The organism is Spirillospora sp. NBC_01491, from assembly GCF_036227065.1.
GTDB lineage: Bacteria > Actinomycetota > Actinomycetes > Streptosporangiales > Streptosporangiaceae > Spirillospora > Spirillospora xylanilytica.
On the sequence record NZ_CP109432.1, the window covers coordinates 3115610 to 3129463 of the forward strand.

Here is a 13854-nt window from a genome sequence, read left to right on the forward strand (position 1 = left end):
GCACCGGCCGAGGAGAGTGAGCGACAAGTGATGGATCTTTGGAGTCTCGAACCCGTCGCGCTTGCGGCCGAGCTCGACGTCCTACGGGCAGACGTGCGCGCGTTTCTGGCCGAAGAACTGTCCGCGGGCCGGATCGCGTCGCACTGCGATCAATGGCTCGGGGGCTGGGATCACGCGTTCAGCCGGAGGCTGGGCGAGCGCGGCTGGATCGGCATGGCCTTTCCGGCCCGGTACGGCGGGTCGGCCGCCGGTGCGCTGGCACGATTCGTCGTCACCGAGGAACTGCTCGCGGCCGGAGCGCCGGTGGCCGCGCACTGGATCGCCGACCGGCAGTCCGGGCCGGGCTTGCTGAAGTTCGGGACCGACGAGCAGAAGCGGGCCTTCCTCCCCGGGATCGCCCGCGGTGAGTGCTTCTTCGCCGCCGGCATGAGCGAACCCGACACCGGCTCGGATCTGGCGTCGGTGCGCACCCGCGGCAGCCGGGTCGAGGGCGGCTGGCGGCTCAGCGGGACGAAGGTCTGGGCGAGCGGGGCGCATCGTGCGCACGCCATGATCACCCTCGCCCGCACCGAGCCCCGGACGGCCGACCGGCACGCCGGACTGACCCAGTTCATCGTCGAGCTGCCCGACCCCGCTGTGCGCATCCGGCCGATCCTGCTGCTCACCGGTGAGCACCACTTCAACGAGGTCGTCCTCGACGATGTCTTCGTCCCCGACACCCGGGTCCTCGGGGAGCCCGGGTCGGGGTGGCACCAGGTCACCAGTGAGCTGGCGATGGAGCGCAGCGGTCCGGAGCGGGTCCTATCGACCTTTCCCTTGCTGGCCCTTGCCATGGACCACCTGGCCGAGCACGGCGATCGGGCGAGCGCGGCACGCATCGGTGCGGTGGTCGGGCGGATGTGGGCGCTGCGCCAGCTGTCCCTCGCGGTCGCGGGCCGGCTCGAGGCCGGGGCCGCACCGGCGGTGGAGGCGGCGGTGGTCAAGGACCTCGGTACCCGGTTCGAGAGTGTCGTCATCGACACCGTCCGGCTGCTGAGCCAGGTCGTTCCCGATCCCGGCTCCGGCGAGCGGTTGTCCCGGATGCTGGCCGAATCGATCCTGCACAGTCCTGGATTCACCCTGCGGGGCGGGACCAATGAGATCTTGCGCGGCGTTGTCGCCAAGGAACTGGGGGTGCGATGAGCGAGTTCACCGCGGCGCTGGTGGCCACCGTGCGCGAGGCGTGCGTCAGACGGAGCGGCACCGACGCGGTGGCGGCCTGCGCTGACGGTGGCTGGAACGCCGAGCTGTGGGCGGCGTTGGAGCAGATCGGCGTCACCACGTTGTCGGTGCCGGAGGAGCTCGGTGGGGCCGGTGGAGACGTCGCCGCCACCGTGGCCGTGCTGGAGGTGCTGGGTGAGTACTCGGCCGGGGTCCCGCTCGCCGAGACCGCGTTGCTGGCCGGCCGGCTCATCGCCGACTGCGGTGGCACGGTGCCGTCCGGCCCGATGACCGCCGCGGTCACGGGCCCCGAGCTGCGGACCCGTCGGGAGGACGCCGGCCTGTCCGTCCAGGGGACGCTCGCCCGCGTGCCCTGGGCCCGAAACGCCCACCACGTCGCCGTCCTCGACAACGGCCGCGTGCTTCTGCTCGGCCGCGGCGACTTCCTCCTGAGGCAGGGGACGAACCTGGCCGGCGAACCCCGCGACGACCTGGAGGTCGACGCCGTCCTCCCCGCGTCCCAGGTGTACGAACCACCCGCGGACTCGCCGATCTCCGCGCGGGCGCTCCGCAGCCGGGCCGCGCTCGCCCGTGCCGCGCTCATGGTCGGCGCCGGCCGTCAGGCCCTGGAACTGGCCGTGGCCTACGCGGGTGAGCGTGAGCAGTTCGGCAGGCCGATCGCGAAGTTCCAGGCCGTCCAGCAGCACCTGGCCGCGATGGCCGGCGAGGTGCTGCTGGCCAAGGGGGCCGTCGAAGCCGCGGCACTCGCCGTCGACACTCAGGGCGATGCGGACGTGGCGGTCGCCGCGGCCAAGGTCGTCGCCGGCCAGATGGCCGGCGTCGTGGCGTCGCTGGCGCACCAGATCCACGGCGCGATCGGATACACCGAGGAGCATTCGCTGCGGCACAGCACCACCCGGTTGTGGGCCTGGCGGGACGAGTCGGGCAACGAGGACGAGTGGTCCGAGGTCCTCGGGCGGCGCGCGCTGTCCGCGGGCACCGGCGGACTGTGGCCGTTGCTCACCGGAACGCGCTGAGCCGCGCCATCACCCGCTGACCTACCACGAGCGCGCCGGGCGGCCGGCGCGGAAACGGAGCAGACCGATGAGTGTGTCGTTCGAGTGCGCGGAAGGGACGGCGGTCATCACGATCGACCGCCCGGAGCACCGCAACGCCGTCAATCTCGACGTGGCCCAGGGCATCGCGGACGCGATCGACGAGTTCGAGGCACGCAAGGACCTCGGCGTCGCGATCCTGACCGGCGCGGGTGGCACCTTCTGCGCCGGCCTGGACCTCAAGGCCTTCACCCGTGGGGAGATCCCGATCATTCCGGGCCGGGGCTTCGGCGGTCTCACCGAGAAGCCGCCGGTCAAGCCGTTGATCGCGGCCGTCGAGGGGTGGGCGCTCGCCGGCGGGTTCGAACTCGCGCTGACCGCCGACCTGATCGTGGCCGCGCGAGACGCGAGGTTCGGCCTGCCCGAGGTCAAACGAGGTCTGGTCGCGGGGGCGGGAGGCCTGCTGCGGTTGCCGAAGGCCCTCCCCTACCGGCTGGCCATGCAGCTCGCGCTCACCGGGGAGCCGCTGACGGCGGAGACGGCCGACGCGCACGGGCTGGTCAACCTGCTCACCGAGCCCGGGGGGGCCCTGGCCGGAGCACGGGGGCTCGCGGCGAAGATCGCGGCCAACGGACCGCTCGCCGTCCGCACCAGCAAGCAGATCGTCTCGATGTCGGTCGACTACGCGAGCACCGAGGCGTTCGACGCCCAGCGGGCCCTGGTCGAGCCGGTGCTCGCCTCCGCCGACGCCCTGGAGGGCGCCCGGGCTTTCGCCGAGAAGCGAGCACCGGCCTGGACCGGGGAGTAGCGGGCTCCGCTGGAACCTCACGCACCGATCCGGTGTGGAGCGCCGAGCCTTCCGGTCGACGCGGCGCTCCACACCGTTCGTCAGTGCGCGGGCGCCCCCTCGGGCCGGCCTGCCCGCCGCCTCCGCCTGAGCCTGGGGCGGCGCTTGCCGCTCAGGACCGCGGCGCTCACCGCGGCGAGCAGCGCGACACCGTTGAACAGATCCGTCACCCACAGCTGGTTTCCCCGGAGCTGGAGACCCTTCACACCGATGGCGAGCAGCAGCAGCGCGATGACGGTCCCCCCGACGTTGAACCGGCCCTGCTTGAGCTGGGTCGTGCCGAGGAAGCAAGCGGCGAAACTCGGCAGCAGGTAGGCCGGGCCGAGCGTGGGGGCCACATTGCCGATCTTCGCGGTGACGAGCACTCCGGCGATCGCGGCGAAAAGGGAGGTCACCACGAACGAGCCCGCGATGTACCGGACGGTCCGGACACCGGCCAGCCGGGCCGCGTCCGGGTTCGCCCCCACCGCGAACGCACGGCGCCCGACGGGCGTGTGCTCGAGGACGTACCACGCGAGCAGGCAGAGCACGACGGCGTACAGGGCGGCACTGGGGAATCCGAGGATCTCGTGGTTCGCGATGTTCTGGAACCCGCTCGGCACCGGGCCGACGAACTGGTAGTTGGAGACCTGTCCGGTGACCGCGAGCAGCACCGAGCTCATGCCCAACGTGGCGATCAGGCTGTCGATCCCGACCACCGCCACGAAGATCGCGTTGACCAGCCCGACGAGAAGTCCGATCAGCAGCGTCACCAGCACGGCGATGCCGGGACTCACATTGTGGTGGACCATCAGGACGCTACAGATCATCGCGCTCATGCCGAGATTCTGGGCCGCCGACAGGTCGAACTGGCCGACCGCCAGGGTCACCAGCAGCCCCAGCGCGAGAATCATCGTGACCGACTGGTCACCGGCGATGCCGGTGACCGTCGCCTTGGTCGGGAAGGTCTCCGGCAACTGGAGGGAGAAGACGACGATCAACACCAGGCACAGCAGCAGCCCGCTGTACCGGGCCGGCTGCACCCGGCCGGTGAGCAGCCGCAGGAGCCGGGTCGCCGGCGGCCTCCCGCCGCCTGCGTCGCCGTCATCGTCAGGCCGCGGGCTCGGCTCGGTGGTGATGCTCCGGGAATCGAAGGTCATGAGTGCCACCCCTCCTGGGTGTCGTCGACAGAGTCGCGGATCGTCTCGCTCACGATTCGCGCGACCGATAGATCCCCCTTGGCCAGCACGGCGCGGACGGCGCCGTGGCGCATGATGAGCACCCGGTCGCACACGGCGCACAGCTCCTCGGCATCCGAGGACGACAGCACCACCGCCCGCCCCTGGGCGGCGATGTCGGCCAGCGCGTCGTAGATCGACGCCTTCGCGCCGGCGTCGACTCCGCTGGTGGGCTCGTCCAGAAGAAGCACCCGGGCATCGAGGCGCAACCAGCGCGCCAGCACCAGCTTCTGCTGATTGCCGCCGCTCAGCAGGGCCAGCCGACGGTCGGGATCGGCCGGCACCACGTCCAGGCGCTCGATCCACGGACGGACCTCGCGTCGTTCGAGCCGTTGGCCGAGCCAGCGGGCGGGCCCGACGGCCGGCAGCCGAGGCAGGGTGACGTTCTCCCGTGCGGTCCACTCCTGAATCGTGGAGAGCCGCTTCCGGTCGGCCGGCGCGTAGGCCATCCCAGCGGCGATCGACTTGTCAGGCCGGTCGGCCTGCACGGCGCGGTCCCCGAGCCGCACTTCTCCGCCGCTACGGCGGCGCGCACCGAAGGTCAACCCGAGCGCCTGGTCGTACCCGGAGCCGATCAGCCCGCTGACACCGACGATCTCTCCGGCCCGAACGTCGAGGGAGAAGTCGGCCACCTGGTCACCGGACACCCCGGAGGCGCTCAGCACCACCTCCGAGTTCGGTGACGGGAGGGGCGGGGAGAACTCGGCCGGCGTCCGGCCGATGATCAGCCGGACGAGTTCGCCCGTGTCATCGACGGTGTCGACCGGCCGAGTCGTGATCCGCCGTCCGTCCCGGAGCACCGTGACGCGGTCACCGATCTGGAACACCTCGCGGAGGCGATGCGTCACGTACAGGATCGCCGCACCACGGTCGCGGAGCCTGCGCAGAAGATCGAACAGCTGCTCGGCCTGGTGCTGAGGCAACGACGCGGTGGGCTCGTCCAGCACCAGCAGGGCCGGCGCTCCGCCGGTCGCCGCCACCGCCCGCACGATGGCCACCATCGTCCGCTCCCCCGGGGTGGCCGCCGTCAGCGGGCGGCCGGGGTCGAGGTCCACCTCGAACTCCGACAGCAGCCGGGCCGCCGCGCGGCGCTCCCGGCGGCCCGACAGCCACCAGTGGCCGGCGTACCGATGGCCCAGTGCCAGATTGTCCACCGCGTCCAGTTCGGCCACCAGCCCGAGATCCTGGTGGATGAAGGCCACCGCCCGCTCGCGCGTCGCGGTCTTGCCGAGAGTCATCGGAGCCCCGTTCAGGGTGGCGCTCGCCCCGGGATCCGGCGAGTGGTAGCCCGCGAGGATCTTGATCAGAGTCGACTTCCCGGAACCGTTCTGCCCGAGCAGGCAGTGCACCTCCCCCGCCCGCAGCTCCAGGTCGACGTCGTCCAGGGCCTTCTGGGCGGGAAACGTCTTGGAGAGCGAGGCGATGCTCAGGACGGCGGGCGGCGCCGGCGAGCTGACCGCGCTCATCCCACCCGCCAGGCCGCGTAGTACGTCTGCGCGTAGTCCGGCGGCTCGGGCATGTCGCTGGTCTGGGTCACGTTGCCCTTGACGTAGATCTGCTGCCATCCGGGGGCGTCGGCCCGATCGCCGAGCGGTACCCCCGTCATCAGCCGGATCAGCTGGTCGACGGCGCGGTAGCCGGCGGCGCCGAGCTCCAGCCCGATCGAGGCCCACTGGGTCCCGGCCTGGACCGCCTTGAGGGAGGCCGTGTCTGCGGCGCGGGTGAGGATCTTGACCTTGCCGGTCAGCCCCGCCGCCCGGAGGGCGGCGTCGAGCCCCGCGGTGTAGTCGACGACCGCCAGGGCGACGTACTCGGTGTCGGGGTGTGCCTGGAGATAGCTGACGATCTGGCCCGGGACGGTCTTGCCAATGTTGGCGTTCGAGACCTCCAGAACACCGGCCGAACCCCCGGCCCCCGTCAGGGCCTTCCGGTAGGCGTCCTTGATCGGCCCCCAGGAGCCGGCGAAGGACGGATCCCAGACGAACACCGACTTCGCGGGGCCGTTCGCGTCCGCCACCACGGTCTGGCCCATCAGCGTTCCGGTCAGCGTGGCGTCCTTCTGCCCGAACACGACCGCCTGGACCGGCCCGTTCGGCGTCAGGGCGGCGGTGAGCGGGGCGATTTCCGTGATCTTCGTCCCGGCGGCCTGAAGCTTGGCCAGCTGCGGCCGGATCGAGGAGTCCGGCACGGCCCCGATGTAGGCGAGGGCGTCCGGCGGGTCCGCGGCCACCTGGTCCATCACCGAGACGAAGCCCTGCGGTGTGCTGTTGGACTGGAGCGTCGTGACCGTCCAGCCGAGCTTGCGCGCCGCCGCCTCCGCACCTCCGGAGAGGGTGATGCACACCGGGATCGAGCACGTGACGATCGCCAGCCGCTTGCCGCCGGGCGCCGGCGACGGGAGTGCCGGGACGGGGGCCGCGGGCTGCCGCTTGGTGTACTTGGCGTACGCCGCCTCCGCGTCGGCGATCGCGGCCTTCGCGGCGGCCGGCGCGACGGCGCCGCCGTCCGCTTCGGCGTTCCCGCCGTTGCCGCCGCCGCAGGCGGCCAGCACGAGGCAGAGCGCGCCGGCGGCGAGTGTGGTTACAGGGGTCCTGAGCTTTGCTTGCATTCCAGCTCATTTCGGCTCGTCGAGCGATGGCCATCCTGGACGCGTGCCGGCGGCATCAACGCGCACAGCCGACGCGATCAGGCGTGGACCTTGAACTCGGAGCGTTCCGCGCTTCGGCGGAGTGGTGTAGGTCACCCAAAAAACATGCTACTGAGTAGGTTGTCCCTCGTCAACGGTTGGCCGGCGCCCATCGCCGCAGGTCGCCGCACGTTGCCCGCCCGCCGCCCGCACATTGCCCGCACGCTGCCACCCGCCGGCAGGCTCAGTTCGCCGCACTGACGCGAAGGACGGCTTCCTGAGTCGAGCTGGCGCACAGTCGTCCGGCCCTGTCGAACAGCCGGCCGCGCGTCAGGCAGCGCCCGGCGCCCGCCCAGTCGCTCTCGACTTCGTAGAGCAGCCAGTCGTCGGCGCGAGCCGCCGCGTGCAGGACGATGGAGTGGGCGATCGTGGCGAACCACACGTTCCCGTCGGCGATGCGGTGCGGATGCGGTTGCAGGCTCGCCACGAGCATGAGCAGGTCGGAGAGATAGACCACGCCCGCGGCGTGGATCTCCGGCGAGTCCACGAGCTCGTGCCGGGCGCGCATCCACAGGCGCAGCGCGGCGATGTGCCCGTTCGCGCTCGGGTGGTCGAGCGACCCGTCGGGGAACCGGACCTCGACCGGCAGCCGACCGGTCACCTCGGAGAGCCAGGCCAAGGTCGGCGGATCGTCCGCCAGGGCCTCCTCCGCCGAGGGCAGCGTCTCGGGCATCCGCACCGGAGAAGGAGCCATCTGATGGCCGAGCCCGCGCTCCGGTCCCTGGAACGAAGCGGTGGCCACCAGGGTCGGGCCGCCCGACTGGCGCGCTTCCACCGTCCTGGTGCTGAAGGTGCCCCCGTCCCGCGCCACCCCGACCTCGTAGACGACGGGCTCGGTGGAATCGCCGGGGAGAAGAAAGTACACACCGAGCGAGTTGGGCGTCCGCCCCGGCGGGACCGTCCGACCGGCCGCCAGCAGGGCCTGGGCCGCGACTTCGCCGCCGTACAGCCTGATTCGTTCACCTGCGTGAGCCCGGCTCCGGAAGACCGACGGCTCCAGCCGCTCGAGGTCGAGGAGCCCACCGACTCCGCGTTCGGGGTCGACGTGGCCGGTTCCCCCCGCGCCCGCGGACCACGGCCCCCGGATACCTGCCGCGGTGTGCGAATCGGCTGCGCCCATCGAGTCGCCCCTACCTGTGCTGTTCGGGCCGTGCGCCGTGATGACCGGCCACAGGGATCTCGACGCTGGAGAGGCCGTCCTTGCGCGGCATACTACCACGTAGGTTTTTCTTTCGCCTCGCGCCGCCGACCCGTTCCGCCCTTTCGCGCGGCCACGTTTCATCCGGCCGAGTAGTATGTCGCCATGCGACAAGCCTTTGCCCATGGGCGTACACAGAAGCTGGACTCAAAGCGACATGCGAGCGCACGAGAGATCCTGGACGCGGCGGCAACGGCATTCTCGGAACGGGGGTATGCGGCCACCTCGATCGACGACGTGGCCGATGTGCTCGGCTGCACCAAGGGCCGGATCTATCACTACTTCCGAACCAAGGGCGATCTGTTCATCGGTATCCACCAGCAGGCTTTGGAGTGGGCCCTGGAGGCGGTCGGACCGCCCGCGGAGCGGGCGGATCTCGGCCCGGCGGAGAAGCTGCGCGAGATGGTTCACCAGCACGCGATGCACCTCATGAACAGGGCCAACTACATGGGTCCCGCGCAATACCAGATCGAGATGAACCTCGCCAGCGAAGGCCGCAACAAGGAAGAGCAGATGGCTCTGATCCTGAAGATGCGCCGGCAATTCGAGGCGTACTACGTGGCCGTCGTCAAGGAGGGGATCGAGGCCGGCGTTTTCCGCGACACCGACGTGAACGTCCTCGTCAAAGCCGTGCTGGGCACGGTGAACTGGATGCACGCCTGGTTCCGCCCGGGAGGGCCGCGGGACTCGGCGGCCGAGCGGGAGCGGACCGCGGCGAGACTCGCCGAATTCGCCGTTCGCGGTGTCGTCGCCTGAACCGGGTCACCGGCCCGCCGGTCGGGGTCCTCCGATCCGCGGGCCGCGCCGCCCGCGGCCTCGTCGGGCTACCCGGGACCTCGCGGCAGGCCCAGCAGCCGCTCGGCGAGAATGTTCCGCTGGATCTCGGCCGACCCTCCATAGATGCTGCCGGCGCGGCCGTAGAGGTACCGGTCGAACCACTCGGGGCGGCCAGGCGCGGTGGTGTCGGTCAGCAGGCTGAGGCTGAGCGCCATCAGCTTCTGCTCCACCGCGGTCATGAGCAGCTTGTCGATGGAGCTCTCCGGACCGGGAGGCGCACCCGAGACGCGATCGCTCAGGGTGCGCAGGCAGTGCATCCGCAGCACCTCCAGCGCGGCGGCGGTCTCGCCGAGCGCACGCAGGGTGGCCCTGTCCGGTGTCAACGTCTGCGTCTTGATGACCGCGGCCAGTTCGGACAGGTAGCGCTCGAACTTCGGCAGATACCCGGTTTCGACGGCGCCCCTTTCGTAGTTGACCACGTCCATGGCGATGCGCCAGCCGTCGTTCGGCCGGCCGAGAATGTTCGCCTCCGGAATCCGCACGTCGTCCAGGAAGACCTCGGCGAACTCTTCGTCCCCATTGGCCAGCACGATCGGCTGGACGGTCACCCCCGGCGTGCTCAGCGGGACGATGAACGCTGAGATTCCACGGTGCCGGACGGCGTCCGGATCCGTCCGGGCGAGCAGCAGGCAGAAATCGGCGAACGCGCCGTAGCTCGTCCAGATCTTGTGGCCGTTGAGCACCCATTCGCCGCCCTCACGGACCGCACGGGTCCGTAGCGAGGCAAGGTCGGAGCCGGCCTGCGGCTCCGAGAATCCCTGGCACCAGATCTCGTCGGAGGCGAGCAGCGGCGGCAGGTAGCGACGCCGTTGCTCGTCGGTGCCGTGGCTGAGCAACGGGCGGCCGAGGTGACCGAGCGGGAGCAGGGTGGGGGCGTTGGCCCTGCCGAGCTCCTCGCTGAGGATCGCCTCCTCCATCGGCCCGAGGCCCTGACCGCCGACCTGCCGCGGATACGACAGGGCGACCCAGCCGCTCCGATACAGGAGCTGCTGGAACTCGCGCATGTAGGGCCAGCGCTCGGCGAGCACCGCCGGTTCTGGATCAGCCGGCACGTTCTCCTTGAGCCAAACGCACAGCCGTGCTCGAAATCGAGCTTCCGCTGGGGAGTCGCGAAGATCCATGTGAGATCGTCCTCATGCCTTGTCGAGGACGCTGCCGGCGAGCAGCATCAGTGGCGCGTCCGTGTTGCCGAATGCCGCGTGGTGCAGGTGAGCACTGCGCAAGCGGAGATGGGCGTCGTGCTCCTGGGTCACACCGATCCCGCCGAGAACCTGGATTCCGGCCTCGCAGACCCTGATCGCCGCCGCACCGGCATGGCACTTCGCGGCCGATGCCACCCGTTCCGCCTCCTCGATCGGGGCATGCTCGGCCGCCCAGGAGGCGCCGTAGGTGATGGAGCGCGAGGTCTCGACATCGACGAGCATGTCGGCGCAGAGATGCTTCACGGCCTGGAACGAGCCGATCGGACGGTCATACTGCTCGCGCTGCCGTGCGTAGTCGACCGCCTGGCGCAGCGCTCCGTCGGCGAGTCCGGTCAGCAGCGCCGCGGCGCCGGTCCACGCGACCGCGCGTGCTCTCCGCGCCCCCTCACCGGAGGCGGCACCCACGGGGACGGGCCGGACGCGGCACAGGCGGTGCAGGGGATCGACGTCCGTGATCGGGTCCGCGTCGACGAGATCATGCACCGTGGCGGGCCCGTCCGGGGAGAGCGCGACGCCCTGCGCGCCGTCGACCCAGTCGAACGCCACCGTCGCCGTGGCGACCGGATCTTCGAGCCGACCGCCGAGGAGGACCGAGTAGGCCCCGCCGCGGCACAGGCGTGCGAGCGACTCCTCCGGGCCGTCCGCGAAACGGAGCAGGGCCGCCGCCGCGATGGCGGTTCCGACGTACGGCACCGGTGCGATGTGGCGACCGAGCACCTCGGCCACGACGCAGGCGTCGGCCAGCGAGCCGCCCGCGCCGCCCAGGTGTTCGGGGACCAGCAGCCCGACCAGGTCGAGCTCGACCAGTTTCGACCACAGTCCGGCGCGCAGCGCTCCTCCGTCTCCCCGCGCGTCCCCCACCGGCGAATCCGCCAGCAGCCGCGCAGTGACCTCGCCCGCCGTCTGCTGGAGGACACGTTGATCATCCGAAAGAGCGAAGTGCATTCCGGCCTCCCGAGGAAAAGGACACGACTGCGCGGGCGGCGCCCGGAGCGCCGGCCGGGGTTCCGCTCACAGCCTGCCGCCGCCGTCGACGTACAACGTCTGTCCGGTGATGTACGACGCCTCGTCGCTGCACAGGAACGCCGCCGCCGCCGCGACGTCCTCGGGGGTCCCGACCCGCCTGACCGGGTTCCCCTCCGCCCTGATCCGGCGGAACTCCTCGACGTCCAGCTTGAGCCGGCGCGCGGCGTCGTCGGTCATCTCCGTGGTGATGAAGCCCGGCGCGATCGCGTTGACGTTGATGCCGAACCGGCCGAGTTCGATGCCGAGCGTGCGGGTGAAGCCCTGCACGCCCATCTTCGCGGTCGAGTAGTTGACCTGACCGCGGCTGCCGAGCGCGGAGGTGCTCGACAGAGTGAGGATCTTGCCGTACTTCTGCGCCACGAAATGCCTCTGCGCCGCCCTGGCCATCAGGAACGCCCCCTTGAGGTGAACGCCCATGACCAGGTCCCAGTCGTCCTCGGTCATCTTGTGCAGCAGGCTGTCGCGGGTGATGCCGGCGTTGTTCACCAGCACATGGAGGCCGCCGAGCTCGTCGACGACCTGGGCGATCGCCGCGTCGACCGCCTCGCCCCCGCTGATGTCGGCGGCGACGTGGACGGCCTTGGCGCCCTCGACCACCGGCAGCCGGCCGGCGGCCTCGGCAGCCGCGGACTCATCGAGGTCGACCACGGCGATCGACGCGCCCTCCTCGGCGAGACGGGTGGCGATCCCGAACCCGATACCGCGTGCCGCACCAGTGATGACGGCGATCCGCCCGTCGTAACGACCCATCGATTTCTCCTCGTCATGTGTCAGCGTTGCGTCCGGTGAAGGACGGGGCACACGTCGGACTCGGGCGTGTGCCGCGATCGGCGGGGTGGGGTCTGCGCGTCATCGGCTCGACGGATCGCGCGCCGCCCCGGGCCTGCGACGGCCGGGGCCGGTGCCCCTCACGGCACCATGAGGCGAACGGTCTCGGCGACGCAGGCCGGCTTGTCCCGGCCATCGATCTCGATCGTGTAGCGGATGACGGCCTGGGTGCCCGTGGCGGTGTCGTCGACGCCGGCCAGCGTCGCGCGAGCACGGACCCGGGAGCCGACCGTCACCGCCTGCGGGAAGCGCACCTTGTTCAGCCCGTAGTTGATCGACATCCGGATCCCGTCGACGGTGAAGATCCGGCCGCCCAGAAAGGGGATCAGCGACAGCGTCAGGTAGCCGTGCGCGATCGGCGCACGGTAGGGACCCGAGGCCGCCCGTGCGGGGTCGACGTGGATCCACTGCTGGTCCTCCGTGGTTTCCGCGAAGGCGTCGATGCGGTCCTGGTCGACCTCGAACCACTCGCCGACGCCGAGTTCCTCGCCGACGCAGGCGCGGAAGGCGTCGATACCGCCGAAACGGCGGGGGACGCCGGTCGCGGAGCCGGTCATGGTGAGCCCTTCGGTCGATGCCGTAGCCGGATCAGAGAGACCGGGCGATCAGTTCCTTCTGGATCTCGTTGGTGCCGCCGTAGATGCGTTGCGCTCGGGCGTCGGCGTACAGCCGAGCGATCGTGTACTCGGTCATGTAGCCGTACCCGCCGTGCAGCTGCAGGCATTTGTCGATCACCTGGCACTGGATGTCGGTGAGCCACCACTTGCACATCGCCGACGTGGGGAGGTCCAGTCCGCTCGACAGGTGGGTGGTCATGCATGCGTTGAGGAAGACGCGGGCGACCCTCGCGAGGGTGGCGCACTCGGCAAGCTCGAACCGGATGTGCTGCTTGTCGAACAAGGTGCCGCCGAACGCCTCGCGCTGCTTCACGTAGTCCGTGGTGACCGAAAGCGCCAGCTCGGTCGCGGTGACCGCGGTGATGCCGACGATCAGGCGCTCCTGCGGCAGCTTGTTCATCATCATCGCGAAGCCGTCGCCCTCCTCGCCGAGGAGGTTCTCCTCCGGAACCAGGACGTCGTCGAAGAAGAGCTCGTTCGTGTCCGCACCGTGCTGACCGATCTTCTCCAGGGGCCGACCTCGGGTGAAGCCGGCGGCATCCTGGGCTTCGACGACGAGCAGGGAGATGCCCTTCGCGCCTTTCGACGGGTCGGTGGAGCAGGCGACGACGATGAGATCGGCGCTGCCGCCGTTGGTGATGAAGATCTTGGACCCGTTGAGGAGCCACCCTTGGTCCGTGCGCACCGCCTTGGTGCGAATCGCCTTGAGGTCGGAACCGGCGGACGGCTCGGTCATGGCCAGTGCCCCGATGAGTTCGCCGCTGGCCATCTTCGGCAGCCAGCGCCGCCGCTGCTCGTCCGTCCCGTAGTTGCCGATGTAGTCGGCGACGACTCCGCTGTGCATCGAGTTGCCCCAAGAGCGGTCACCGTGACGCGCGTAGGCCTCCTGGATCGTCGCCTGGTGAAGGAAGCTGCCGCCGCCACCGCCGTACTCCTCGGGGATGCTCGCGCACAGCAGGCCGAGTTCGCCGCACTTGAGCCAGAAGTCGCGGTCGACGTGGCGCTGCGCCTCCCACCTCTCCCTGTTCGCCGGGATCTCGCGGTCGAAGAAGTCCGTGGCCATCGCGAAAAGGTCGGCCGCGTCGCCGGTCATCCACGGCCGAACCGTCGTGTCGATCATCGGGCCTCTTCTCTGTCGAGG

Annotated in this window: 13 protein-coding genes; 4 read left to right on the forward strand and 9 right to left on the reverse strand. The window is 70.6% G+C overall.

Going from position 1 to position 13854, the window contains the following annotated elements; translation table 11 throughout:
* The first annotated feature begins 30 nt into the window (after nt 1-30).
* The 3 genes from OHA34_RS14445 (at nt 31) to OHA34_RS14455 (ending at nt 3063) form a co-directional block, all read left to right on the forward strand.
* Nucleotides 31-1182 carry an acyl-CoA dehydrogenase family protein gene (locus OHA34_RS14445; RefSeq protein WP_329521902.1) on the forward strand — a complete coding sequence of 384 codons (1152 nt, stop codon included), beginning with the start codon at nt 31-33 and terminating at the stop codon, nt 1180-1182.
* Nucleotides 1179-2237, forward strand: coding sequence for an acyl-CoA dehydrogenase family protein (locus tag OHA34_RS14450; protein ID WP_285941527.1), 1059 nt, complete (start codon nt 1179-1181; stop codon nt 2235-2237). The genes OHA34_RS14445 and OHA34_RS14450 overlap by 4 nt, the downstream gene beginning before the upstream one ends.
* Before the next feature lie 67 nt (nt 2238-2304).
* The gene (locus tag OHA34_RS14455; RefSeq protein WP_285941528.1) at nt 2305-3063 is read left to right on the forward strand and encodes a crotonase/enoyl-CoA hydratase family protein; all 759 of its coding nucleotides are present in this window, start codon (nt 2305-2307) and stop codon (nt 3061-3063) included.
* Nucleotides 3064-3143: 80 nt separating this feature from the next.
* Here OHA34_RS14455 and OHA34_RS14460 read toward each other — a convergent pair whose 3' ends face one another.
* The 4 genes from OHA34_RS14460 to OHA34_RS14475 form a co-directional block, all read right to left on the reverse strand.
* Entirely contained in the window at nt 3144-4241 is a 1098-nt protein-coding gene (locus OHA34_RS14460; protein ID WP_285941530.1) for an ABC transporter permease, read from the reverse strand.
* A complete protein-coding gene (locus OHA34_RS14465; RefSeq protein ID WP_285941531.1) occupies nt 4238-5785 on the reverse strand; it encodes a sugar ABC transporter ATP-binding protein in 1548 nt (515 codons plus the stop codon). The genes OHA34_RS14460 and OHA34_RS14465 overlap by 4 nt, the downstream gene beginning before the upstream one ends.
* Nucleotides 5782-6927 (reverse strand): sugar ABC transporter substrate-binding protein, encoded by a 1146-nt coding sequence (locus tag OHA34_RS14470; protein WP_285941533.1) that lies wholly within the window; start codon nt 6925-6927, stop codon nt 5782-5784. Before OHA34_RS14470 ends, OHA34_RS14465 begins: the two co-directional genes overlap by 4 nt.
* 262 nt (nt 6928-7189) lie before the next feature.
* Nucleotides 7190-8125: an acyl-CoA thioesterase gene (locus tag OHA34_RS14475; RefSeq protein WP_329521903.1), complete on the reverse strand. Its 936-nt coding sequence runs from the start codon at nt 8123-8125 to the stop codon at nt 7190-7192.
* Between the two features lie 183 nt (nt 8126-8308).
* Here OHA34_RS14475 and OHA34_RS14480 point away from each other — a divergent pair, with 183 nt between their 5' ends.
* Nucleotides 8309-8959, forward strand: a complete 651-nt coding sequence (locus tag OHA34_RS14480; RefSeq protein WP_285941536.1) for a TetR/AcrR family transcriptional regulator — start codon at nt 8309-8311, stop codon at nt 8957-8959.
* 68 nt (nt 8960-9027) lie between these two features.
* Here the strand turns inward: OHA34_RS14480 and OHA34_RS14485 are convergent, their stop codons facing one another.
* The 5 genes from OHA34_RS14485 to OHA34_RS14505 all read right to left on the reverse strand — a co-directional run bounded on the left by OHA34_RS14485 (nt 9028) and on the right by OHA34_RS14505 (nt 13833).
* Nucleotides 9028-10161 (reverse strand): acyl-CoA dehydrogenase family protein, encoded by a 1134-nt coding sequence (locus OHA34_RS14485; protein WP_329521904.1) that lies wholly within the window; start codon nt 10159-10161, stop codon nt 9028-9030.
* Nucleotides 10162-10173: 12 nt separating this feature from the next.
* Nucleotides 10174-11187, reverse strand: coding sequence for an acyl-CoA dehydrogenase family protein (locus OHA34_RS14490; protein ID WP_285941540.1), 1014 nt, complete (start codon nt 11185-11187; stop codon nt 10174-10176).
* A gap of 66 nt (nt 11188-11253) precedes the next feature.
* Nucleotides 11254-12018 carry an SDR family NAD(P)-dependent oxidoreductase gene (locus OHA34_RS14495; RefSeq protein WP_329521905.1) on the reverse strand — a complete coding sequence of 255 codons (765 nt, stop codon included), beginning with the start codon at nt 12016-12018 and terminating at the stop codon, nt 11254-11256.
* 158 nt (nt 12019-12176) lie between these two features.
* The gene (locus tag OHA34_RS14500; protein WP_329521906.1) at nt 12177-12653 is read right to left on the reverse strand and encodes a MaoC family dehydratase; all 477 of its coding nucleotides are present in this window, start codon (nt 12651-12653) and stop codon (nt 12177-12179) included.
* Between the two features lie 31 nt (nt 12654-12684).
* On the reverse strand, nt 12685-13833 hold the full coding sequence (locus OHA34_RS14505; protein ID WP_329521907.1) for an acyl-CoA dehydrogenase family protein: 1149 nt from the start codon (nt 13831-13833) through the stop codon (nt 12685-12687).
* Nucleotides 13834-13854 lie beyond the last annotated feature (21 nt).

What these genes read in the sequence shown, in the direction of transcription:
- OHA34_RS14445 (WP_329521902.1), top strand. Translation starts at nt 31, where the DNA reads ATGGATCTTTGGAGTCTCGAACCCGTCGCGCTTGCGGCCGAGCTCGAC.
- OHA34_RS14450 (WP_285941527.1), top strand. Translation starts at nt 1,179, where the DNA reads ATGAGCGAGTTCACCGCGGCGCTGGTGGCCACCGTGCGCGAGGCGTGC.
- OHA34_RS14455 (WP_285941528.1), top strand. Translation starts at nt 2,305, where the DNA reads ATGAGTGTGTCGTTCGAGTGCGCGGAAGGGACGGCGGTCATCACGATC.
- OHA34_RS14460 (WP_285941530.1), bottom strand. Translation starts at nt 4,241, where the DNA reads ATGACCTTCGATTCCCGGAGCATCACCACCGAGCCGAGCCCGCGGCCT.
- OHA34_RS14465 (WP_285941531.1), bottom strand. Translation starts at nt 5,785, where the DNA reads ATGAGCGCGGTCAGCTCGCCGGCGCCGCCCGCCGTCCTGAGCATCGCC.
- OHA34_RS14470 (WP_285941533.1), bottom strand. Translation starts at nt 6,927, where the DNA reads ATGCAAGCAAAGCTCAGGACCCCTGTAACCACACTCGCCGCCGGCGCG.
- OHA34_RS14475 (WP_329521903.1), bottom strand. Translation starts at nt 8,125, where the DNA reads ATGGGCGCAGCCGATTCGCACACCGCGGCAGGTATCCGGGGGCCGTGG.
- OHA34_RS14480 (WP_285941536.1), top strand. Translation starts at nt 8,309, where the DNA reads ATGCGACAAGCCTTTGCCCATGGGCGTACACAGAAGCTGGACTCAAAG.
- OHA34_RS14485 (WP_329521904.1), bottom strand. Translation starts at nt 10,161, where the DNA reads ATGGATCTTCGCGACTCCCCAGCGGAAGCTCGATTTCGAGCACGGCTG.
- OHA34_RS14490 (WP_285941540.1), bottom strand. Translation starts at nt 11,187, where the DNA reads ATGCACTTCGCTCTTTCGGATGATCAACGTGTCCTCCAGCAGACGGCG.
- OHA34_RS14495 (WP_329521905.1), bottom strand. Translation starts at nt 12,018, where the DNA reads ATGGGTCGTTACGACGGGCGGATCGCCGTCATCACTGGTGCGGCACGC.
- OHA34_RS14500 (WP_329521906.1), bottom strand. Translation starts at nt 12,653, where the DNA reads ATGACCGGCTCCGCGACCGGCGTCCCCCGCCGTTTCGGCGGTATCGAC.
- OHA34_RS14505 (WP_329521907.1), bottom strand. Translation starts at nt 13,833, where the DNA reads ATGATCGACACGACGGTTCGGCCGTGGATGACCGGCGACGCGGCCGAC.